Genomic DNA, 22,435 nt, shown 5'->3' on the forward strand with positions numbered 1-22,435 from the left:
TTAGCTAATCAATTTGACTTACTCGCCCTAGTACTTAAAATAGCATTTTTCTTATATTGTAATGATTCCAAAGTTATGAATAACGATCAACTTGAACCTCAAATTGTCGACCTAGATAATTTGCACGAGCATCGTGAGATTGTGACATTTATGCGCCGTTCATCTCCGCTAAATACTTCACAACGTGCCGCTTTAGAGCAGTATCGTGACCTGATTTTGGAATATCCTGTCGGTGATTTGCGCCAACACTTTGAACATCCTGAACGCCCACTCACTGTAGAAATTGGTTTTGGCATGGGTCGCTCTTTAGTTCTTATGGCAAAAGCAAATCCTGAGCGCAATTATGTTGGTATTGAAGTCCATGTGCCAGGTATTGCCCAATGTGTTTATGAAGCAGGTATGGCTGAAGTTAAAAACTTAAAAGTATTAGATGCAGATGCCATTAAAGTACTTAAAGAAATGCCTGACAATAGTATTGACTGTATTCAACTTTACTTCCCTGACCCTTGGCAGAAAAAACGTCACTTTAAACGTCGTTTTGTTGCACATGAGCGTATGGAACTTGTAGAAAGTAAACTAATGCTTAATGGTACATTCCACAGTGCAACAGACTGGGAACCATATGCTGAATGGATGTTAGATGTACTAGATAACCGTCCAAACCTTGAGAATATGGCAGGTAAAGGAAATAGTTACCCTCGCCCTGAATGGCGTCCACTGACTAAATTTGAACGTCGTGGATTAGAGTCAGGTCATAAAATTAATGACTTTATTTTCAAAAAAATTGGATAGCTCATATAAAAGCCCGAAACTTCGGGCTTTTTTTTAATCTTTTTTATCGTGACGCTTTTGTATTTGCTCACTCATTAACTCATATACTTTTAAAAACTCATATTGCTCATTTTTTTGTAGTAGGCTTTCTTGTAATGCCAATATATTTGCATCATGGCGTACAGCAGGTCCTGTTTGAACAGTTTGAGGGAGAAAGTGAGTCGCTTTATTTGCAGTTTCTAATATTAGCGGATACAACAACTTAAAGTCGACACCTTGTTGTTCAACAATTTGTTGAGATATGTCATAACAATAATTGCTAAAGTTACATGCAAATACAGCAGCTAAATGTAAACTTAAACGTTGTTCTGAATTATACAAGTAAACTTCTTTAGAAATTTCAGCAGCCACGCTTTTTAAAGTCACTATATCCCTATGATCATTGGCTTCAACAAAAATAGGTGTTGTTTTCCAGTCGACCTTCTTTTCAAAGCTGAATGTTTGTAATGGATAAAAAACACCAGAACGGCGATAATACTTTTCTAAAACCTTTAAGTGCGTACTTCCTGAAGTATGTACAATGCATGTATCTACAAACCCACACGCAACCAATGCCTGAATGACCTGTTCAATTGCTTGATCTTTTACCGCAATAATAACGAGCTCTACAGCCTGATCTAACAACGAATATGAATCTACTGGCTTAGCAAGCACTTGGTCTGCTAATGTTTGCGCATTTTGCAAATTAGGACTGAATATATCAACAACTTCATGACCTATTTTAAACAACCCTGTTGCAAGCTGTGTAGCGACTTTACCCGAACCAATAAAACTAATACGCATTTTTTTATACCCCTATAAAAGAAAAGCGCCAATAATGGCGCTTTTCTTTTTAAAAATTATGCCTCTGGTGCAGGGCTATTTTCTTCGATAAGTGGTTTAAGCTCACCACTTTGGAACATTTCTAAAATAATATCACTGCCACCAATTAACTCACCTGCAACCCATAGTTGTGGGAATGTTGGCCAGTTTGCAATTTTAGGCAATGTTGCACGAATATCTTGGTTCTCTAAAATATTTACATAAGCAAATGGACGACCAATTTGGCTTAATGCTTCTACAGCACGTGCAGAAAAACCACACTGTGGAAACTGTGGTGTACCTTTCATATAAAGTAATACAGCATGTTTTGCAATTTGCTCGCGTATTAATGCTTCAGTATCTCGTGCTTGTTCAGTCATAGATAAATCCTCAATTATTTGCGCGTATTATACCTAAAAGTTTTTAATATCGCTTGTCTGACTATCTTCTATTGTATAAGTCTTTTGATTAAACAGATACCTATACACAAATTATTTACAGCGATGTTGTTTGTTTTTTAACCACCATAGTATTCTTTTATTAAATAAGCTTTCAGAGTACCGTCTTTTACAGCAAATGCTACAAAGCAAAAACCTGTTGAAAATAATGTGTCAAAATATTTAAACACCGTTGTAGCTCTTTGTTGGTTTTCCAGTTTTTTTGTTGAGGACATGCATATAAAGAAAGTGAATCCATTTTCCAGTCAGGTAAAAGTTGGACTAACTCTCCCTTCAATAACTCTTCTTGAACATTTATAGATAAGATACGTGCAACTCCAAAACTATTTTTACATAACGTTTTAACCACTGACACATCATGACTACTTAGTCTCACTGGCATATGTATCGTAATATCTTCATTATTCTTTTTCATATTAATGTATTCACACTGCGGTATTGACTTCATATTTATAAGTTTATATTCAAGTAAATCATATGGTTGTTGAACTTTTATATTTTTATTTAAATAAATTGGCGATGTCACTACTACTTGATGCAATGATGCCAAATAAATTGTTTCAATAGTATTTTTAATGTTGTAATTATCTACTTTAATGACTAAATCAATATCATGGTTATTTGGTAAATCATTTAAATTACTTTGTGTTTCAATAATAATATCTAGTTTCTGGTGTGCTGCCATCCAATCAGACAATGCAGGAATAACATAATTCGTTGCTAGCTCTGAGGTCGTAAGAACTTTTAAAGAACCCGTTAAATTATCTTTTAGTTCAAGTAAATGGTTTTTTGCACGATCTGCCGCGGCAAGCATTTCCTTACAGCTCTGGAAAAAGACTTGCCCTTCCTCTGTTAAACTTATTCTACGCGTTGAACGACGCAGTAATACAACTTGCAAAGCCTGCTCTAACGTGCGAATTTGTTGACTCACTGCACTTGTAGTAATACCAAGTACTTTTGCGGCACCGCTAAAAGACCCTTGCTCAACAACACAAGAAAATACGCCCATAGCACGCAATTGGTCATACATATTTTTAATCACTTCAACATCAAATCTAAAGTTACAGTAAAAAGCCCGCCATAAATGCGGGCTTCTAGCTCTTTCTAATCTTAGTTTACTGGAATAATACGTGCAGGATCTATTGCCTTACCTTCTGCTCTTACTTGGAATTCCAACATCACACGATCTGCACCTGAATTACCCATTTCAGCAATTTGCTGACCTGCTTTCACATGTGCACCGCTTTTTACAAGCATTTTGCTATTGTGTGCATATGCTGTGATATAACCATTACTGTGCTTAATGAGTACCAAATTACCAAATTCTTTTAAGCCATCATCTGCATACACCACTTGACCATCTGCAGCAGCATAAATTGGATCGCCAACTTGCCCACCGTAACGTATACCTTTAATATTACTTGCAGGGTTATATGTTGCTATTACTGCATTATTAGAAGGTTTTACCCAACGTAAACCACCTATTGTAGACGTCGTTTGTGTTTGTATTGCAGGCGCTGTAGGTTGTGCTACAGGTGCATTTCCTTGAGATGGCAGTGGAATACTCTGTGTTTGAATTGGTGGTGCACTTGGTCTAGATACAACAGGTGCAGGCGTTGGTACAGAGGCAACTACACCACTACCTTTTAGCTTTAAAGACTGACCAACAAAAATTGTATATGGAGCAGGAACTCCATTCATTTGTGCAACAGTTAAATAGTTTACACCATAACGCGCTGCAATCCCGCTTAATGTATCTCCGGGTTTCACTGTATAAAGATCTGGTGCAGTCAGTGCACGAGTTGTCATCACCTGTGGCTTTGATGCACATCCTGTAAAAGCAAATACAGATAAAGTTAAGCAAGACATAAGTAAAGGCTTAAATATTTCTTTATGAATATTTCGAGTAAACTGCTCTTTTAACATCTGCATTGACGTCCCTCTCCATCTTAATGGCTAATTAGTTTTATAATTTGCTAAGATTAACAAAAAACAGTGCAATACAATTAATTTATTTTTTGTCATCCTGTAAAAACACTTATTTAATCTCTTATTTGTGCTTCAAGCTGCTCAAGTATGTCATAGTTTGTGGCATCCATTTGAATAGGTGTAATACTGACATAACCATGATTTACAGCATAAAAATCTGATACAGCACCACTACTATCTCTCGTTGGCTCTAAAACTGCTTCGCCAGAAAGCCCAATCCAATAAACATGATGCCCTCTTGGATTAACTTGGCTCGTAATCGGTTTAGATTGCATTCTACGACCTTGGTAAGTTACCAATGCCCCCTCAAGTTTTTCAACCTCAGGAATATTTATATTTAAAATATGACGTTCAGGAACCTGAGGTAACCCTTTTGCAATAAAGTCATGTACCCATTTTGCAGCAGCCCTAAAATTGTCTATAAACAAATAATGACTTGCATCTTTGCCTACCAAAGAAACTGCAATGGCAGGCTGACGCATTAGTCTCCCCTCAAAAGCAGCACCAATTGTCCCTGAATACAGAACATCATCACCTAAATTAGCACCACTATTAATACCACTAACTACCAAATCAAACTCAAAGTCGAAAAGTCCATTCATAGATAAATAAACACAGTCTGCAGGCGTACCATTTACAGCCCATACATCAGGCATAATTTCAACAGGTCTTAATGGTCTATCTAAAGTTAAAGCACTCGAGAAACCACTTCGCTCAGACTCAGGTGCAACAATAATGACCCGACCCAATGGTTTTAATGCTTCTGCCAATGCCTGAATACCTGGTGCAAAAACACCATCATCATTTGCGACTAATATATTCACTTTTTATGTCCCTTAACTTATACGTTATGCATTTAAAATTTTAAAACTACTATAACAAGCCTACTTTTATTTTATATTTAAAATATTAAAATTTTAGGTTGATAAATCATATTTATTTCATACATGGCTTAAAATATAATAAAAATCATTCCATTTGGATATTTCTATAACGAGTTTAGATGCCTTACAGCTATTTTTATTAAAAATTAATAGGTTAAAAATCAAACTAAAAAACCTATCGTATAACTTTTTATTTTTTGAATCATTTTTTTGTCACTTTTCATAAATATTCTAAGTCTATCTAATCATTAAATAGACTAAAAACACGATTAACTCATCGTTCTACATTTTATTTTTATAGTTATACACCTTTTATACAGTTTATGGCTTTCATTATTAAAAAATTTGTTTAACATCCTAACTATGTTGAAAAAAATGATTGTCTAAAAAATTATGATCACATCCCATGTAAGTAAACGCCTTATCACAGCATTATTTGCAAGTCTTGTTATGATTTCTGTTCCAACACTTGCTAGTGCGAAAGAAAAAAAATCAGCAGACAATACAACAAATATTGATGTTACCCCAAATCAAGGTGGTGTTACGCAAGAAGAACTCGCCGCAATTTATGTTCTTTCCGAGCTTTGCCCGAGCTACGGCTTTAAGAAAGATCCTGCTTATCAGGCAGGTTATAGTGAGCTCGTCAAAGAAAATATGCCGGGCATACAAAATCCTGTGCACGCTTTAGAAATTAGAGCGAAACAGAAAGATTTTAAACCATTTTTAATTCAAGCCCGCGAAGATGCGAAAAGAGCTGGTGAAACCCAAAATAAAGAAATATGTAAAGAAATTACAACACTTAGTAAAGGTTCATAACTTCTTTACAATACACTGTAAAATAAGTGAGTACTGCATATAGCAGTCCACTTATCTTTATCCTAAAATGCAAATTCAAATAGACGCTAACCATTGGAATGACCCTAAATGAGCAGAAAAAGTACCTTTGCTGCACTTCTACTTTTACCTTCATTTACTTTTGCAGCAACTGTCTTATCTTCGCCACCAGAATTAGATAACAAGTCGTATGTCTTAATGGACTACCAAACGGGTCAAATTTTAGCAGCGAAAAATGAGAACGAAAAACTCGCACCTGCATCCATGACAAAAATGATGACAAGTTACATCGTGGAGCAAAAACTTCTGAAAGGACAGCTAACAGAGAATGAAAATGTCCGCATGAATGAAGATGCATGGTGTCGTGGTAATAAATCAGAATCTTGTATGTTTGTACCTTTAAATGGTACTGCAACAGTCATGCAAATGTTGCGCGGTATTATTATTCAGTCTGGTAATGACTCAGCAAAAGCAATGGCTGAGCATATTGCAGGAAATGAAGGTACCTTTGCCTACATGATGAACCAAGAAGCAAAACGTATTGGTATGGTGAACACAAACTTTGTGAACTCTACTGGTTTACCTGCCGACGGTCATTACTCTACTGCAAAAGATATGGCTATCTTGGCACAGCATATTATTCATGACAGTGCAAAATACTACCCAATTTACTCTGAGAAAGAATTTACTTTCAATAATATTAAACAGGGTAACCGTAATCCACTTTTATATACAGACCCTACTGTAGACGGTTTAAAAACAGGCCATACAGATGAAGCTGGCTACTGCTTAACAACATCAAGTAAACGTGGGCCAATGCGGCTAATCACCGTGATTTTTGGTGCACCAACGATTAATGCACGTGCAAATCAAACACGACAATTGCTTGCTTGGGGCTATGCAAACTACGAAACGGTAAAAGTTAAATCTTCTGATCAACCACTGAAAAATGTAAAAGTTTGGTTTGGTACAAAAAATGAAGTCCCAGTTGGTCTTGCAGAAGATTTTAGTGTAACTATGCCAAAAGGTCAGGCAAGTGACATTAAAACAGATTTACAAATTTCTCAATCTATTAATGCACCACTACAGCAAGGTCAGATTGTTGGTAAATTGGTTGCATCTTTAGATGGTAAAGTAATTTCTGAAAAACCTGTTGTTGCGCTTGAAGCTGTGGAAGAAGCTGGTTTCTTCTCAAGAATGATCGACCACATCAAACAATTCTTTAGTAATTTGTTCTAAACTTGAAATTATTTTAAGTTTTCGATAACAAACATAGCATCATGTATCTAAATTGCGTAAAATACGTTTTTTGACTCATGATGCTTTTTCTTTATGGCAAATGACTGGACTGCACACGTTACTGTTGCTACGGTAATTCAAGAATCAAACCAATATCTGTTTGTAGAAGAACATTCAGAAGGTTTTGTGCACACAGTATTTAACCAACCTGCTGGACATGTTGAATGTGGTGAAACACTAATAGATGCTGCAATTCGAGAGACTTTAGAAGAAACAGGTCACTTGGTTGAAATTGATCATCTTATTGGTATTTATACCTATCGCCCACCCATGGCACCAAATAAAACTTTCTTCCGTTTTTGTTTTGCTGCACATATTGTACAAGAGGCTGTTTCGGATACGCTAGATCCAGATATTATCCAAACAATATGGCTTTCCTCAGAAGCATTAGACCATTCAGCACGCGCACGTAGTCCACTGGTCAACCAAGCCATTAAAGATTTTGAAGCAGGAAAAAACTATCCTCTTTCCATGATTCATGAACATCCTTTCACTCCCCTTTTAACTCCAAATTTGGATGCCTAGTCCTATGCAACAACGCGTCATCGTCGGTATGTCTGGTGGTGTAGATTCTTCTGTTTCTGCCGCTTTATTACTTCAACAAGGATACCAAGTTGAAGGTCTTTTCATGAAAAACTGGGAAGAAGATGATGGAACAGAATACTGCACAGCACTTGAAGACCTTGCCGATGCTCAAGCCGTCGCTGACAAATTGGGTATTAAATTACATACAGCAAATTTTGCAATGGAATATTGGGATCGTGTATTTGAGCACTTCCTTGCTGAATATGCGGCAGGACGTACACCAAACCCAGATATTCTATGTAATAAAGAAATTAAATTTAGAGCATTTATAGACCATGCTTTAACACTAGGTGCAGATTTTATTGCAACAGGTCACTACACACGTCGCGGGCAAACACAGCAAAATAGCAATGGTGATACCTATGCACCGCTTTTACGTGGTTTAGATCAAAATAAAGATCAAAGTTATTTCCTTCATGCAGTACATGGACGTGAGATTAACAAAACACTCTTTCCTGTAGGCGAAATTGAAAAACCTGAAGTACGTCGTATCGCTGAAGAACTTGGTCTTGCAACTGCCAAGAAAAAAGACTCGACAGGTATTTGTTTTATTGGTGAACGTCGCTTTAATGACTTTTTAAAACAGTATTTACCTGCACAGCCCGGTAAAATTGTACTAGAAAATGGTGAAGAAGTTGGTGAACATCACGGCTTAATGTACTATACGTTGGGTCAGCGTGGTGGAATTGGTTTAGGTGGTATGAAAAATGCGCAAGAAGGTGCATGGTTCGTATTACATAAAGACATTGAAGGCAATCGACTGGTTGTTGGTCAGGGTCATAACCATACTCTCATGCAAAGCACCAAACTCTGGAGTAAAGATATCGACTGGGTTGCTGGGGAACAATCAATTCCACCAGAAGGATTTCGCTGTACTGCAAAAACACGTTATCGCCAATCTGACCAAACTTGTACTATATTTGTCGACGAAAACACGACAAATGGTATTTATGTCGTGTTTGATGAGCCTCAGCGTGCGGTTACACCCGGACAAAGTGTGGTCTTTTACACTGATGAAATTTGTTTAGGTGGTGGAGTTATTCATCATACAGATGCTCCTAAACCTAGTTTTCTATAAAGTAAAGAGGAATGATAAGGCATGGTTGATGTTCCCTTTCAACAGCCTAAAGACTTAACCCATCGTCAAAATAGATTATTGGCATTGGCTGGCGTTTTTCAAGCGGCTCAGCTTACCCATATGACTGCAATGACAGGGTTAGGTCGAATTAATGACAGTGGCAACTTCTATTTTGAACAGCTTATTAAAGCAAGTCTCAATATTCGACCAACACAGTCAACCCATGAAAGAAGCCTAAAAACATTAGACTTCTTTCATGAAATTAATGACCTTATGCTCGGACTCAAGAATCTAGAAGACAGCATTCATACACCATTTAACAAAAGAACAATTCGTAAAATTCCTAAGATGCCCGTTGCAAAATTGCCAACGAGCTATGCCCTTTCATTGTTACAACTCGAAAAAAAGGTGTATCAGAACCCTGAATACGTCAAGATTATTACGCAAACACAAGAAAAAATCTTAAAGCAGCTTTCTTTTTTCGACCAAAATTACATGCATCCAAGTATTATTGCCAATCTTGCACAAGCATATCTTGATACAGCCGCTCAAATTGAACCTCGCATATTAGTACGTGGTAGTGCAGATGCATTTAAAGACAATCAGCATACCAATCGTATTCGTGCATCTCTATTTACAGGCTTACAGATGGCACACCTATGGCGTCAAGTCGGTGGTCGATCTATACAGCTTGTGCTCGGAAAATATAAGCTTGTTCGAGACCTACATACAATTGCACGTACACAATTTCAACTTTTAGAGAAGTAACCACTTTTTAGGTGTTTGCACCATTTCAAAGGAAACCTTATGAACGCTTTAACCGCTCTTTCACCATTAGATGGACGTTATGCAAGTAAATGTGATGCTTTACGTCCTTACTTATCTGAGTATGGTCTTATTCATGCACGTGTTACTGTTGAAATTCGTTGGTTGCAAGCACTTGCAAAACACAATGAAATTACTGAAGTAAAAGAATTTAGTGATTCAACAAACCAATTTTTAGATGCAATTGTTTCTGACTTTTCAGAAGATGATGCTTTACGCATTAAAGAAATTGAACGTACAACAAACCATGATGTAAAAGCTGTAGAATATTTCCTAAAAGAGAAAATTGCACATCTTGACGAGTTAAAAGACTCAGGTGAATTTATTCACTTTGCATGTACTTCTGAAGATATTAACAACTTGTCACATGCACTTATGCTAAAACAAGGACGTGATGTTCTTCTTGACTCAATGAAGCAAATTCTAGCGTCAATTTCTAGCTTGGCGAAAACGCATGCTACACAACCAATGCTTTCTCGCACGCACGGCCAAACTGCAAGTCCAACAACACTTGGTAAAGAGTTCGCAAATGTTGCATATCGTCTAGCACGTCAAATCAAACAATTTGAAAATGTAGAATTGCTTGGTAAAATCAATGGTGCTGTAGGTAACTATAATGCTCACCTTTCAGCATATCCAAATATCAACTGGGAAGCACATTCACAAGCATTTGTAGAATCTCTTGGTTTAAGCTTTAACCCATATACCACTCAAATTGAACCACATGACTATATGGCAGAACTATTCGATGCCCTACGTCGTTTTAACACCATCTTAATTGACTTTAACCGTGATGTTTGGGGTTATATTTCTCTAGGTTACTTCAAACAACGCCTAAAAGAAGGTGAAGTTGGTTCATCAACAATGCCGCATAAAGTAAACCCAATTGACTTTGAAAATTCAGAAGGCAATTTAGGTATTGCAAATGCTGTTCTTGCACATCTTGGCGAGAAACTACCTATTTCACGTTGGCAGCGCGACCTCACAGATTCAACTGTACTGCGTAATATGGGTGTTGGTTTTGCACAAAGCTTAATCGCATTTGAAGCATGCTTAAAAGGTGTTGGTAAATTAGAGTTAAATGCTCAACGTCTTTCAGAAGATTTAAACCAAGCACAAGAAGTTCTTGCTGAACCTATTCAAACTGTTATGCGTCGTTATAACGTTGAAAAGCCATATGAGAAACTAAAGGCACTTACTCGCGGTCAAGCCATGACTCGTGAAATGATGGTTAACTTTGTTAATGGAACAGAGCTTACACAAGTTCCTGCTGACGAGCGTGCCCGCCTTGCAGAGTTAACACCTGCAACTTATACAGGGAATGCAGCTCAACAAGCGGAACAAATTGAAAACCACATTCAAAACATTAAATAATTAGTTCGCTTTTGCATAAAACCGAGTGACTTATTCACTCGGTTTTATCATTAAAACGATTAAGTCTAAATGCAGACAAGTCATAATCAATAGCTTTTCCAAGCGCACGCTGTGCCATTAGCCAACCAAGAACGCTAACAAACTTAAAACCATGACCACTAAGTCCTGTCACAATTTGAATATTTTTCTTAGAGTTTAACCAATCAATAATAAAATCTTCATCAGGAGACATATCATAACTACAGGCTGCTCCATGTGAGAGATGCTCCACACCACTCAGATGATTTTTTAATAGACCTTCAACTTCTATAGCATCATTTGTATATGTTTCATACTCTGAGTTTTCATTTAATGTGCTTATATTCTGCCCTCCATCATGCCTTCCTATCTTTATTTGCCCATTTTTTGCAGGAAAACCATAATATGTCGCAGAGTTTTTAAGCTGAATAGCAAAAGCAGGAAAACCTTTTTCTTCACTGAGTTTTTGATCTGAAATATTAAACCATTCAAATACTTTTCTTTTAGGTTGTACTGGCAGTTCAGGGAAAATTTTGCCAATCCATGTTCCTGCGCAAACAATAACTTGTTTCGCATAGACCTCTTTCCCATCTGCCGATTGAATAATGACAAAATCTCGAGTTTCACAGTACTGAATTTTAATCACTTCAAAACCAAATAATTGTGATGCGCCTATTTTCCTCGACTCAGATAAATAAGTTTCTATAGCAAGTGGCGCATTTAGATATCCTGCATCGGGCTCAAAAAGCCCTATGTAAGATGCATCAAACGTCCAATTTGGCCATCTTTTTTGTATTTCTAGTGTAGTATATTGCTTTATAGGAATATTATATTGTTGCGCGGTCATTAAAACATTTTTATAAAAATCTGTATTTTTGGGCGCAATATTAAGTACACCAACACGATGAAATATAGGTTTATTGGTTTTTAACTCTAAATCATTCCATAAGCATTGTGCCTTTAAAACCAAAGGAATATATTTTTCACCTTCTGCATACGCATGCCGCATCAAACGTGTTTCTCCATGATGGGAGCCTTTACAATGTGGAGGGTACTCCGAATCTATTTGAACAACACTCGCTCCCATAGTACTTGAATAATATCCTGCCGCAGAACCAACAGAGCCTGTACCCACAACAGCAACATCATAAACTTTCATATACTTCCCTCTATAATTACTTTAGATAGAGTCAATTTATCTTTTGTATGTTTTAAACACAAATATTCGAATTAATTTGTACCCTAGCGTGTAAATATTGTTAAGATGTAGAAACAATTAAGCGATTTTGCAATCGTTTAAGCACTGTAAAAGAATTTATGGTGTCAATAAGTAATAGGTTATATGGATATTTAAAAGGATCATTTAATGAAAGCGAAAAATATCTTTCTTGCAGGATTTGCAGGTCTGACTCTGTGTGCAACTGCTAGTGCAGCAACACTTACAAGCCAACCCTACGGCACAACTAAAGATGGACAAGCTGTAGAACAATATACCATGACCAATAAAAATGGCGTTTCTGTGTCATTTATTAGTTTTGGTGGTGTAATTACACATATTATTACCCCTGATGCTAAAGGCAAAAAAGAAAATATTGTTTTAGGTTTCGATAACTTACATGGATATGAAGTTACAGATACTAAAGAAGGTATTCACTTTGGTGCGCTCATTGGTCGCTATGCTAACCGTATTGGAAATGGCGAATTTACTTTAGATGGTAAGACATACCATTTAGAAAAAAATAATGGCCCAAACACACTTCACAGTGGCAACCCAGGTTATGACAAACGTGTTTGGCAAGTAGAACCAACTATTAAAAATGGTTCAACAGTCCAAGCTGTTTTAAAACTTACAAGTCCTGACGGCGACCAAGGCTTCCCAGGAAAATTAAATGTTGAAGTCATTTATAGTTTATCTGACAACAACGAGTTTAAAATTGAATATAAAGCAACAACAGATAAACCAACTGTTGTTAACTTAACAAATCATAGTTATTTTAACCTCGCTGGTGTTAAAAACAGCCCTTATGGCGTGCTAGACAACATTGTACAACTTAATTCAGATCATACACTCGTTACAGATGAAAACTCACTTCCAACAGGGAAACTTGCATCTGTAGTTGGTACACCATTCGACTTTAGAAAACCAAAAGTAATTTCTAAAGACATTCGTGATGGTAATGAACAGTTAGCTTATGGTTATGGTTATGACCAAACTTGGGTACTTAAACAAGACAATTCAAACACCCTACAGAAAGCTGCTTTAGTTCTAGATCCAAAATCGAAACGTACATTAGAAATTTCAACAACTCAACCAAGTATTCAATTCTATACAGCAAACCACCTACTTGGAAATGTAATTGGTGCAAATAGTACGCTTTATCGTCAAGGTGATGCATTCGCACTTGAAACACAGCATTATCCAGATAGTCCAAATAAAGCAAACTTTCCTTCTACACGTTTGAATCCTGGTCAAACGTATGACAATGTAACCATCTTTAAATTTGGTGTTGCTAAATAATTTAGCAGGATTACAAACAAACCAATGATGTACTATAAAAATAGTCATCATTGGCACTTCTACCGTATTTTATACTCCTAGTAAACTTAAAACTCGTTACTACCCTATAAATAGAACAATACGTTTTATACATGTTATTTAAATAAATAATTAGAAATATAAAATAGACCATAAGAAATCAGCCACAAATTATAGGGGTATGTATAATGAAAACGTATTTACATCGCAGTGAAGATCGCGGACATGTCCAAGCAGGTTGGCTAAATACATATCATAGCTTTTCATTTGGTAGTTGGTACGATCCACGTTTTATGGGCGTCAGTGCTCTACGCGTTATTAATGATGATACTGTAGCACCACATAATGGCTTTGGGACTCATCCGCATGACAATATGGAAATTCTTACTTGTGTCTTATCAGGCACTGTAACTCATAAAGATAGTATGGGTAATGAAGGGCATATTCATGCAGGCGAATGGCAATTAATGAGTGCTGGTACAGGTGTACGCCATAGTGAAATAAATGATCAGGATATCCCTGTTCATCTATTACAAATATGGATTCAACCGAATGTACGTGATGCAGAGCCAACATATCAGCAGATTAAACGAGATCCTCGTGAGCAACCGAATAAATGGCACCTAATTGTCGGACCTAATGAAGCTGCGCCTATGCATATTCGCCAAGATGCCGAAGTAAAAACAGCTTATCTCACCCGAGATAATCAATTGCCTGTTACAACAACACAAGGACTAAATTATGTTCATGTTATTTCAGGTAAAGTCATGATTAATAATGAAGTTGTAAATGCAGGTGATGCACTAGCTTTTGCTGAGAACTTTGATGTTACAGCGCTAGAAGATAGCCAAATGATTTGGTTCGACTTACCTAAAGTATAGTTATGCATAATAAAGTAGGAGAATATACCTCCTACTTTATTATCAAAGCTTAGTAAATAGAAACAGTATTTTTCCCTAAACTCTTTGAACGATATAAAGCATGATCTGCATGAGCTAATAAATGCTTAAAATTCTCAAGATATAGCTGATTTTCAAATAGTACTGTATATCCTATACTCAATGTAATCGGCATATCAAATTCTTGATAGCTATTGGCTAAAAATTGATTACAGAACTCTTCTAACTGTTTTTTGTACTCTTGTTCAATTTCCACATTCAGAATAATAATAAACTCATCTCCACCGTAACGGTATAGACCTGCCTCTAAAAAACTATTTATTAATTGATCTGCAAGCGAAATAATTACACGGTCTCCCATAAGATGACCAAATGAATCATTGATCTGTTTAAAATTATCAATATCAATAATTGCAATAAGAATAGTTTCTGATTTTCCTAAAAATCGACCTATTTTAAGATCTTCAATAAGTCCTTTCCTATTCCATAACTGAGATAAATCATCTGTCCACTGTGACTGTCGTAACTTCTCTTTAATCATTTCATTATTGTTTACCAGTACCGCAATAAAAAATGCACTAGAAACCGTTGCTACAATAGCAATACGATAATAATTTAGACTTGTAAAAATAGCACTATTACTCAAATAACTTCCTGTTTTAATAACTCCATAAGAAATAAGAAAAATTAAAAAAAATCCATTAATTGATACCAGCCATGCAGCTATACGTAAGTTATAGAAAATAGCACATGCAATTAAAATAGGTACAATCAAACAAATATTTACTGCTGCTGTAAATTTAATTATAAAACAATAATATAGAATTAAGAATAGTAATGGATAGTAATTAAATCCTCTTTTTAAATATACATTGGTTCTATACATCAATAATAGAGGAATAACCAATAAAGCTGTCGATAACTGCTCACATCCCCACTCAGCCATAGCTGGAAAAAATTCTGTCTTTTTAAATGTTATGGCACCTCCAATTAAACTAGTTATTAACGATGAAATACTAAGAACTAAAAAGATTTTTAAAAGCTGGATTTCTGATAAAATTTTAAAATCCAACTTCAATGCTGACAAGCTAATTGAGGTTATAAGAACAAATGCTAAATTTGGAATATTAATATAAAATGCATCAAGATCTTTAAAGAAAAAACTATCTAGTACATATAAAAGAATATAGAAAGTGAAAGAAAAAATAATTTTATCTAGCATTTTAAAGTTTAGAATAAGCATCACTACTAAAGAGTTAGCAGGCCAAAATGTAGATAAAACCTCATAAGGCCTTGCTATATAATTAAGCGTATAGCAGATAGCTACAATTATGACTAGTTTAAATAAGTTAAATAGATTTCTTTGTTTTTCTGCTATGAGCATCTATATTTATTCACTTTATAGTAAAAGCCATCACTTTATAATATATTTTATATACTCAATTTTTACTATTATTCTTCATATAACTTTTGTTTCTAATCACTATATGCCACAGCAATACTAAATAGTTTTACCTTGACTTTAATCTATTAAAGCACTTTTATACTGTGCCTCTGTCACAGGTTCCAACCAATCTACGTTGTGTCCATTTTCATCAGTTCCTGTCAATGCCAAATGAGTCATTGCACAGTTACATCCAGCGCCATGCCAATGCTTTACGCCTGGTGGACAATAAACCACATCTCCTACTGCTATTTTTTCAGCAGGCTTACCCCATTCTTGCACAATGCCTTCTCCTTCTGTAACAATAAGATATTGTCCTTTAGGATGCCTATGCCAGACAGTTCTCGCGGTTGTATCAAAGTTGACATATGCTGATGGTACGTTAATCCCATCTTTGACAGTGGTCAGCGGTGAAATTTCAACAGTACCTGTAAAGTTTTGATTTGAACCTTGAATTACTTGCCGCTGAATTGATTTTTTTACTGTTTGTACATCACTCATTTTATGTTCTTCCTTACTATTGATACATTCATTTCCATCAGCCATATTGAAATACCATCACATATAAACCGATTTATTTAGTATAAGAAGTAACGTGCTTATGTGCTTTTATGATCCTCTTTAATATTTGCCTAATCCTCCAATTTCTCATGTACTAATATAAAAACCTCTCATACTGAATACAGTAAAAGAGGGTTTTTTAGAAAAAAACTAAGCTTAAATGATTGATTCAAATAATTTTAATCGTTTTTTAATGGATAAAAGCTCAATAATGACCTTCCAAGAATTCACTAAATACTGGAAAGATGTACTGACTTCATCAAAAACATTTCGAATTTGATTAATTAATCCCAATGTCATAATTCCGGCTGAAATAGATGGAAATAAAATGATTAAATTAAAGATAATATCAAGCTGTACATACCATGAACTCACCATATTAAAATAAGAATAATGAAAATATAGCTTAAAATAGTTATATCTCACTTCTTTAAATAAACTTTCTAATGTTAAAGGCTTTGCACGGTTAGGGTCATCCTCTCCGTAAACCAGTTCTTTACGATATGATGCTTCAACTCTTTGATTATTAAACTCTAACCCGGGAAGTTTCATTCCTGTAAACATCAAAAGTAATGTACCAAAAATTGACCACACAATACTTGCCCATACCAAAGAATGAGGAACACTCCCTACAAATGGTAAAGTGGGAACAGACTTAGAAAGCTCGATTAAAATCGGTGTAAATGCAATTAATGTCATCAAAGATTTTATGAATTTCACACCTAAATCTTCCATGATTGTTGCAAACCTCATGGTATCTTCTTGTACACGTTGAGATGCACCCTCAATATGCCTTAATTTTTTCCAATGAAGAACATAATACTCATTCATTGCCGTTCTCCAACGAAAAATATAATGACTAATAAAAAATGAGTTAATTACATTTAATGTCACTGAAAACATAGCAATATATAGAAAAATTAATATTCCATGATAAAGCTTACTGATATCTCCGCCTTTATTGAGAAGTATACTTTGCACTAAATCCCAAAATGGCCCATACCACTCATTCACGGCAATACTGATTTGCACACCTAACCAAATATTAAATAAAATAAATGCTGAGCCTAATATCGACCATTTATTCCACTTATGGTGACTAAAAATCTTCCAAAATATAAAAAAAATAAGAACTGATGCAAAATACCAAATATAAGACCATATATACATTAGATCAATAAATCGACTTACACCAACAGATGACTTTTCAATAAAATAATTTTTAGGAAAACCAATATACACAGCCCAACTCTTCCCTCCTAAAATCCATATAAAGGAACTAGTAAGAGACCATATAACAAATGAAATAAAAAACTGAATAGGCGCTGGGAAAAATGACTTGAACATATAATTTTACACCATTAAAACTTATAGTTCACTTCTAACCAAGCTTCTCTACCATATGCAGAATAATTATTTACAGGATAATATGGCCATCCACCCGTATAATCTTTAGGTATATTATTGAATAAATTATTTACAATAACTGATGCTGAAAGTTGGCTAGAAACTTTATAAGATGCACTCCAGTTCACAGTAATTTCAGGTTTTAGATATACACTGCCATCTGAACTTGGGATTTTTCCAAATCTATTCACTAAAACAGTAGAGGCAAATTTATTTTTACTCCAACTGAGGCTTGTATTTAACTTATCTCTCCAATCTGTATTGGTCATATCTTTTAAATCATTATTGTATTGATCACTTTCAAACTGTTTACTCTTACTGCTTAGAAGTCTCGTATAATTAATGCTCCAAATAAATTGACCTAAATCAAGTGGGCTAAAACGCCAATTTGTGGTCAAATCAATACCACTAACCTGCTGTGTTGCAGCATTAATTGGCTGTACATTAATATTGGTAATATCATTTGCAGTAATTAAATTTGAGGCTGGATTACGTTGAATTCGAGCGAAAGCATCTTGACACTGAGAAGAAGCGATATTGTCTCTCCCCGCACGACAATCTGCTTCGGTTTTTAATAAACGATCTGGATCTAAGTTTGTGATCAAGTTATTTATTTTCACATGCCAATAATCTAAAGAAACATCTATATTTTTCTTAGGCGACCATACAAAACCTGCTCCATAAGAAGCCCCATTTTCAGGCTTCAAGTCTTTATTACCAACAAGTGTATAATTTGCTCCAGGAGAAACATTCGCATATTGACATTTATTTAATGGTTGACCACTTTGCTCACATCTCCAATAATCAGTGGTTGATGGATAATAACCATTTTGTTTCTGTAAGAAGACATAATTCATATCTGGCGCTCTGAAACTCGTTGCATAATTTGCACGTAGTAAAAGCGTAGATACTGGTCGAAACTCTAAATTGGAACCAAATGTAAATTTACTAATTGCATTATCTGAAAGTGAATAACGATCATAACGTCCAGATAAAGTACTACTTAAATTCGTTAATAATGGTAAGTACAACTCTGCACCTAAGGCCTGCCTATCCCTTATTCCACCATATCCACCTTGAGAATTTGCATTATAAAAAACATTATTACTTAAATTAGAATCAGGTTTAATCGTAAATCCTTGTCGTCCTAACTCTGCTATAAGTGCAAGTTTTGCTTGGCCTTTTGGAAGTTTAAAAACATTACCTGTGGTACTAAAGTTAAGAGACTGTGACCATGATTTATCTTTTTCTACAGTTGCACCAGAGATGGTATTAAACAAGTTGGCTGTTAGTGGCGTATTAATCTTAGAAATATCAGGTAAATAGATAGGGATTCCACTCGCATCTGTACCTAACTGTTTTCCAAGAAAATAATTATCTACATTTGCTAGTAAACGCCCTTTACGTGTAATTTCACTGGTATAAATCGATCCTGTATAAGATGTTTCATACTTCCAACTGGTATCGGCAATATTTCCACGAACACCTAAATTGATATTTGCAGAAAGATCATTCCATTTACTATTGATTGCATTTACTTCACCAATTTCTTCAGGTGCAAACGAACGGTTCCAAATTTCATAATTCCCAGAATTTTGATTTAAAAAATAACCTTGGGTAGCTGATAAAGATGTCCATGATGGCCCTCTGGTGTTGTTCTCCATTTGGTTTAAACCCAAAAGTCCTTCAGCAAAAAATTCTAAATTATCGTTAACTGTATATGTATTGCCTAAATATAAGTTTTCACTTTTATTTTTTGTTTGAATGGTCCAATAAGTAGGCCTTGAAACACTCGAAGCACAATTATCTGTTCCACCATACTGTATGACCGTACCACTAAATAACTTAGATAATCCTGTGCATCCGCCTATAGGTAAATATGCTCCTGTTACAGCATCTTTTCTTCCCGCAATATTTCTTGGTTTTTCCCCCAACAAAGATGTATTTGACATAAAGTCACGGTCTTTTGCCCAGATTGGTTTACGGGTACTTAACTCTACTGCATATACAGTATTAAAATGATCATTCCACTCCTTACTTCCTGTGAGTTGTAGTCTTCCATTTTCCCCACCACCTTGTTGCGTTCCTCCCGTCTTAAAGTTAATTTGTGTACCATCCGTTGCCTTCTTTAAAATAATATTGACCACCCCAGCAATTGCATCTGAGCCATAAATCGCAGATGCACCATTACTTAAAATTTCTATTCGATCAATAATTGCAGACGGAATATTTGCTAAGTTGACAAAGTTGACTGCACCATCATATGCCGTTGGATAATCCGCAACCCGGTGTCCATTAATTAAAATCAGTGTATGATTCGGACCTAAACCTTTCAAACTAATCGTATTTGCTGTCGGAGTATATGTATTCCCTGCATCTGAACCTTGGGTCGTTCCTGTATTTTGCGAAAAATTATTTAATGCCTCATAGGCATTACTAAACCCCTCTCGCTCTATATCCGATGCCTTAATAACTGTAATTGAGTTTGCACCATCCTTTGCCGCTTTGGAAATTCTCGATCCAGTCACAGTCACATTCACTGTATTGTCTGCCTCTTTTTCCGCATGAACAGTGCCAACTTGAAAAAAAATATTAAATAGTAGAAATGTAGATGATAATGCCACATATTTATTATTACGATTAATTTCAAAATTCTTCATAGTTAAATTTTTATTTTCTAAAAATAAAAATATATCAATTAAAAATAAAATTTATAAATACCATATTATGAAAAGAATATTATTTTTTAATAAAAAAGACCATAGACAAATATTATAAAAATAATCATCTATGGTCTCGCTTAAAATAATTTAATTTATTTTAAAAAATTAATTCATAATACCCATATTCTTTACACCTAATTTTTGTGCAGATGCCATAACCATAGCAACATCTTTATATGAAGCTTGTGGTTCAGGTTTAATCTGTACTTGATCTTGGTCAGTTTTTTTAGATATTGCAATTAACTTTGAATCTAATACCATTTTATCTTTTACCAATTCATCATTCCACAAAATATCACCATTGGTTTTAATTAAAATAGTAACAACCTCAGGAGGTTTCTCTTTTGTTGGTGGCGATGGTGCAGGCATATTAATATTAATTGCATTATTTTGAATTGGTATTGTAATAATAAACATAATAATCAGTACTAACATGACATCAATTAATGGTGTCATGTTTACTTCCAACATTACATCATCATCTGAATTATTTGAGCTTGGTGTCATTCCCATAATGAACTCCTTGACTCAGCCACGTGCAGGTGGTTGAGTCACAAATGCGATTTTTGCGATACCCGCTTGTTGAACAGTCTCAATCACTTTACCAATTGCATCATAATGCGTTTGTTGATCCCCTCGAATATGCACTTCAGGCTGTGGTCGTTTTACCGAGTTTTCTTTTAAACGGTTCAACAATACATCTTGTGTTGGAATATATTGTTCATTCCAAAAAACTTGACCATTCTTATTAACAGCCAAAGTAATATTTTCGGGTTTGGTCTGATATTTTTGATCCGTCTCTTCTGGGAGTTTTACTGGAATTGTATGTGTAACTACAGGTACTGTAATCAAAAATATAATCAGCAGTACCAACATAACGTCTACAAGAGGTGTTGTATTTATGACACCAATTACATCACCATCATCATCTTCTGAAGCAACATTCATTCCCATTGTATTACTCCACAGCAGCTTGAGTCGCTTTGGCTTTGGTTGTTGCAAGTGGTGCATCGCCTGAAACCATATTGCCACTTAATGCAACAGCATGAAGGTCTGAACCAAAAGAACGGACTTCTTCTAAAATAGATTTATTGCGTCGAATTAACCAGTTATAACCAAGAACTGCAGGTACAGCCACTGCAAGACCAATCGCTGTCATAATCAGTGCTTCACCAACTGGGCCTGCCACTTTATCAATAGAAGCCTGACCCGAAATACCAATTGCAGTCAGTGCATGGTAAATTCCCCATACTGTCCCGAACAATCCCACAAACGGCGAAGTTGAACCAACAGTTGCTAAAAATGCAAGACCACCAGACAAGCGACTTTGTACCTTTTCGACAGCACGTTGAATACTTAAAGTGACCCAAGTATTAAAGTCAATTTTATCAAGCATATGACTGCCATGATTTTGTGTTGAACTATGTGCTTTTTCAGCAATAAAGCGGTATGCACTTTTATGCTCTAAAACTTCAGCACCTTTTGAAATACTTGGTGCATTCCAAAATTTCTCTCGAGCAACTTTACCTTGTTTTTTCACTTGTTGTTGTTCAAGGAATTTTGTCACAATGAGGTACCACGTACCTGCAGACATTAATAGCATAATAATAAGCGTGCCACGTGCAACAAAATCACCTTCACGCCATACCGCATCTAAGCCATAAGGATTACTGACTTTTTCAGTAGTTGCTGGTGCAGGTGGTGGTGTTGGGTGTGCATTATCAGCCGCTGCTGTCGTTGTTGCTTTTTGTTCTGTTGCTACTGCAGGTGCTGATTGCTGATTATCTGCCATACTATAGGTCGAGACTAAACTCGCCCCACATAATGCCAAAATCGCAGATACCTTTTTAAGCGTTTTTACTGTCGTATTCTTTTTCATCTCATTCTTC

Annotated in this window: 22 protein-coding genes; 9 read left to right on the top strand and 13 right to left on the bottom strand. The window is 35.5% G+C overall.

Annotated features, from left to right (window positions below):
• Window positions 1–75 precede the first annotated feature (75 nt).
• Window positions 76–792, top strand: coding sequence for a tRNA (guanosine(46)-N7)-methyltransferase TrmB (trmB, locus tag P256_RS03750; RefSeq protein ID WP_023272353.1), 717 nt, complete (start codon window positions 76–78; stop codon window positions 790–792).
• A 33-nt stretch (window positions 793–825) separates the two neighbouring features.
• On the opposite strand, the gene P256_RS03755 is transcribed toward trmB, so the two are convergent.
• From P256_RS03755 to surE, 5 genes are all read right to left on the bottom strand, one after another.
• Window positions 826–1,614 (bottom strand): Rossmann-like and DUF2520 domain-containing protein, encoded by a 789-nt coding sequence (locus P256_RS03755; protein ID WP_023272354.1) that lies wholly within the window; start codon window positions 1,612–1,614, stop codon window positions 826–828.
• A 56-nt stretch (window positions 1,615–1,670) separates the two neighbouring features.
• Window positions 1,671–2,012, bottom strand: a complete 342-nt coding sequence (gene grxD, locus P256_RS03760) for a Grx4 family monothiol glutaredoxin (RefSeq protein ID WP_023272355.1) — start codon at window positions 2,010–2,012, stop codon at window positions 1,671–1,673.
• A 199-nt stretch (window positions 2,013–2,211) separates the two neighbouring features.
• Window positions 2,212–3,120, bottom strand: coding sequence for a LysR family transcriptional regulator (locus tag P256_RS03765; protein WP_023272356.1), 909 nt, complete (start codon window positions 3,118–3,120; stop codon window positions 2,212–2,214).
• A gap of 80 nt (window positions 3,121–3,200) precedes the next feature.
• Window positions 3,201–4,022, bottom strand: coding sequence for a peptidoglycan DD-metalloendopeptidase family protein (locus P256_RS03770; RefSeq protein ID WP_023272357.1), 822 nt, complete (start codon window positions 4,020–4,022; stop codon window positions 3,201–3,203).
• Window positions 4,023–4,132: 110 nt separating this feature from the next.
• Window positions 4,133–4,903 carry a 5'/3'-nucleotidase SurE gene (gene surE, locus P256_RS03775; protein ID WP_023272358.1) on the bottom strand — a complete coding sequence of 257 codons (771 nt, stop codon included), beginning with the start codon at window positions 4,901–4,903 and terminating at the stop codon, window positions 4,133–4,135.
• A 453-nt stretch (window positions 4,904–5,356) separates the two neighbouring features.
• Here surE and P256_RS03780 point away from each other — a divergent pair, with 453 nt between their 5' ends.
• From P256_RS03780 to purB, 6 genes are all read left to right on the top strand, one after another.
• Window positions 5,357–5,779 (top strand): MCR_0457 family protein, encoded by a 423-nt coding sequence (locus P256_RS03780; RefSeq protein WP_023272359.1) that lies wholly within the window; start codon window positions 5,357–5,359, stop codon window positions 5,777–5,779.
• 108 nt (window positions 5,780–5,887) lie between these two features.
• On the top strand, window positions 5,888–7,036 hold the full coding sequence (gene dacC, locus P256_RS03785; RefSeq protein ID WP_023272360.1) for a D-alanyl-D-alanine carboxypeptidase PBP5/6: 1,149 nt from the start codon (window positions 5,888–5,890) through the stop codon (window positions 7,034–7,036).
• Between the two features lie 93 nt (window positions 7,037–7,129).
• Window positions 7,130–7,621 (top strand): NUDIX hydrolase, encoded by a 492-nt coding sequence (locus P256_RS03790; RefSeq protein ID WP_023272361.1) that lies wholly within the window; start codon window positions 7,130–7,132, stop codon window positions 7,619–7,621.
• 4 nt (window positions 7,622–7,625) lie between these two features.
• Window positions 7,626–8,759 (top strand): tRNA 2-thiouridine(34) synthase MnmA, encoded by a 1,134-nt coding sequence (gene mnmA, locus P256_RS03795; RefSeq protein WP_023272362.1) that lies wholly within the window; start codon window positions 7,626–7,628, stop codon window positions 8,757–8,759.
• Between the two features lie 21 nt (window positions 8,760–8,780).
• The gene (locus P256_RS03800) at window positions 8,781–9,527 is read left to right on the top strand and encodes a DUF489 family protein (protein ID WP_023272363.1); all 747 of its coding nucleotides are present in this window, start codon (window positions 8,781–8,783) and stop codon (window positions 9,525–9,527) included.
• 39 nt (window positions 9,528–9,566) lie between these two features.
• Window positions 9,567–10,958, top strand: coding sequence for an adenylosuccinate lyase (gene purB / locus P256_RS03805; RefSeq protein WP_023272364.1), 1,392 nt, complete (start codon window positions 9,567–9,569; stop codon window positions 10,956–10,958).
• 34 nt (window positions 10,959–10,992) lie between these two features.
• Here the strand turns inward: purB and solA are convergent, their stop codons facing one another.
• Window positions 10,993–12,135, bottom strand: a complete 1,143-nt coding sequence (gene solA, locus P256_RS03810) for an N-methyl-L-tryptophan oxidase (protein ID WP_023272365.1) — start codon at window positions 12,133–12,135, stop codon at window positions 10,993–10,995.
• Window positions 12,136–12,342: 207 nt separating this feature from the next.
• Here solA and P256_RS03815 point away from each other — a divergent pair, with 207 nt between their 5' ends.
• Entirely contained in the window at window positions 12,343–13,494 is a 1,152-nt protein-coding gene (locus P256_RS03815; RefSeq protein WP_023272366.1) for an aldose epimerase family protein, read from the top strand.
• Window positions 13,495–13,700: 206 nt separating this feature from the next.
• Window positions 13,701–14,393 (top strand): pirin family protein, encoded by a 693-nt coding sequence (locus tag P256_RS03820; protein WP_023272367.1) that lies wholly within the window; start codon window positions 13,701–13,703, stop codon window positions 14,391–14,393.
• Window positions 14,394–14,442: 49 nt separating this feature from the next.
• Here P256_RS03820 and P256_RS03825 read toward each other — a convergent pair whose 3' ends face one another.
• From P256_RS03825 to P256_RS03855, 7 genes are all read right to left on the bottom strand, one after another.
• On the bottom strand, window positions 14,443–15,795 hold the full coding sequence (locus tag P256_RS03825) for a GGDEF domain-containing protein (protein WP_023272368.1): 1,353 nt from the start codon (window positions 15,793–15,795) through the stop codon (window positions 14,443–14,445).
• 138 nt (window positions 15,796–15,933) lie between these two features.
• Entirely contained in the window at window positions 15,934–16,401 is a 468-nt protein-coding gene (locus tag P256_RS03830; RefSeq protein WP_040331632.1) for a (R)-mandelonitrile lyase, read from the bottom strand.
• Window positions 16,402–16,572: 171 nt separating this feature from the next.
• On the bottom strand, window positions 16,573–17,763 hold the full coding sequence (gene sbmA, locus P256_RS03835) for a peptide antibiotic transporter SbmA (protein WP_023272370.1): 1,191 nt from the start codon (window positions 17,761–17,763) through the stop codon (window positions 16,573–16,575).
• A gap of 14 nt (window positions 17,764–17,777) precedes the next feature.
• Complete coding sequence (locus P256_RS03840; RefSeq protein ID WP_023272371.1) at window positions 17,778–20,483, bottom strand: TonB-dependent receptor domain-containing protein; 2,706 nt, start codon at window positions 20,481–20,483, stop codon at window positions 17,778–17,780.
• Between the two features lie 168 nt (window positions 20,484–20,651).
• Window positions 20,652–21,059 carry an ExbD/TolR family protein gene (locus tag P256_RS03845; RefSeq protein ID WP_023272372.1) on the bottom strand — a complete coding sequence of 136 codons (408 nt, stop codon included), beginning with the start codon at window positions 21,057–21,059 and terminating at the stop codon, window positions 20,652–20,654.
• 15 nt (window positions 21,060–21,074) lie between these two features.
• Window positions 21,075–21,500 carry an ExbD/TolR family protein gene (locus P256_RS03850; RefSeq protein WP_023272373.1) on the bottom strand — a complete coding sequence of 142 codons (426 nt, stop codon included), beginning with the start codon at window positions 21,498–21,500 and terminating at the stop codon, window positions 21,075–21,077.
• 4 nt (window positions 21,501–21,504) lie between these two features.
• Window positions 21,505–22,425: a MotA/TolQ/ExbB proton channel family protein gene (locus P256_RS03855; RefSeq protein ID WP_023272374.1), complete on the bottom strand. Its 921-nt coding sequence runs from the start codon at window positions 22,423–22,425 to the stop codon at window positions 21,505–21,507.
• Window positions 22,426–22,435 lie beyond the last annotated feature (10 nt).

Origin of the sequence: Acinetobacter nectaris CIP 110549 (assembly GCF_000488215.1) — a bacterium.
Taxonomy (GTDB): domain Bacteria; phylum Pseudomonadota; class Gammaproteobacteria; order Pseudomonadales; family Moraxellaceae; genus Acinetobacter; species Acinetobacter nectaris.

Bases quoted from the DNA above. Each gene is read 5' to 3' on its own strand.
- dacC (WP_023272360.1), top strand. From the start codon at position 5,888: ATGAGCAGAAAAAGTACCTTTGCTGCACTTCTACTTTTACCTTCATTT.
- P256_RS03845 (WP_023272372.1), bottom strand. From the start codon at position 21,059: ATGGGAATGACACCAAGCTCAAATAATTCAGATGATGATGTAATGTTG.
- P256_RS03830 (WP_040331632.1), bottom strand. From the start codon at position 16,401: ATGGCTGATGGAAATGAATGTATCAATAGTAAGGAAGAACATAAAATG.
- P256_RS03800 (WP_023272363.1), top strand. From the start codon at position 8,781: ATGGTTGATGTTCCCTTTCAACAGCCTAAAGACTTAACCCATCGTCAA.
- P256_RS03755 (WP_023272354.1), bottom strand. From the start codon at position 1,614: ATGCGTATTAGTTTTATTGGTTCGGGTAAAGTCGCTACACAGCTTGCA.
- P256_RS03765 (WP_023272356.1), bottom strand. From the start codon at position 3,120: ATGTATGACCAATTGCGTGCTATGGGCGTATTTTCTTGTGTTGTTGAG.
- P256_RS03840 (WP_023272371.1), bottom strand. From the start codon at position 20,483: ATGAAGAATTTTGAAATTAATCGTAATAATAAATATGTGGCATTATCA.
- sbmA (WP_023272370.1), bottom strand. From the start codon at position 17,763: ATGTTCAAGTCATTTTTCCCAGCGCCTATTCAGTTTTTTATTTCATTT.
- P256_RS03790 (WP_023272361.1), top strand. From the start codon at position 7,130: ATGGCAAATGACTGGACTGCACACGTTACTGTTGCTACGGTAATTCAA.
- P256_RS03780 (WP_023272359.1), top strand. From the start codon at position 5,357: ATGATCACATCCCATGTAAGTAAACGCCTTATCACAGCATTATTTGCA.
- P256_RS03825 (WP_023272368.1), bottom strand. From the start codon at position 15,795: ATGCTCATAGCAGAAAAACAAAGAAATCTATTTAACTTATTTAAACTA.
- P256_RS03850 (WP_023272373.1), bottom strand. From the start codon at position 21,500: ATGGGAATGAATGTTGCTTCAGAAGATGATGATGGTGATGTAATTGGT.
- trmB (WP_023272353.1), top strand. From the start codon at position 76: ATGAATAACGATCAACTTGAACCTCAAATTGTCGACCTAGATAATTTG.
- P256_RS03770 (WP_023272357.1), bottom strand. From the start codon at position 4,022: ATGCAGATGTTAAAAGAGCAGTTTACTCGAAATATTCATAAAGAAATA.
- purB (WP_023272364.1), top strand. From the start codon at position 9,567: ATGAACGCTTTAACCGCTCTTTCACCATTAGATGGACGTTATGCAAGT.
- P256_RS03820 (WP_023272367.1), top strand. From the start codon at position 13,701: ATGAAAACGTATTTACATCGCAGTGAAGATCGCGGACATGTCCAAGCA.
- P256_RS03815 (WP_023272366.1), top strand. From the start codon at position 12,343: ATGAAAGCGAAAAATATCTTTCTTGCAGGATTTGCAGGTCTGACTCTG.
- solA (WP_023272365.1), bottom strand. From the start codon at position 12,135: ATGAAAGTTTATGATGTTGCTGTTGTGGGTACAGGCTCTGTTGGTTCT.
- grxD (WP_023272355.1), bottom strand. From the start codon at position 2,012: ATGACTGAACAAGCACGAGATACTGAAGCATTAATACGCGAGCAAATT.
- P256_RS03855 (WP_023272374.1), bottom strand. From the start codon at position 22,425: ATGAAAAAGAATACGACAGTAAAAACGCTTAAAAAGGTATCTGCGATT.
- mnmA (WP_023272362.1), top strand. From the start codon at position 7,626: ATGCAACAACGCGTCATCGTCGGTATGTCTGGTGGTGTAGATTCTTCT.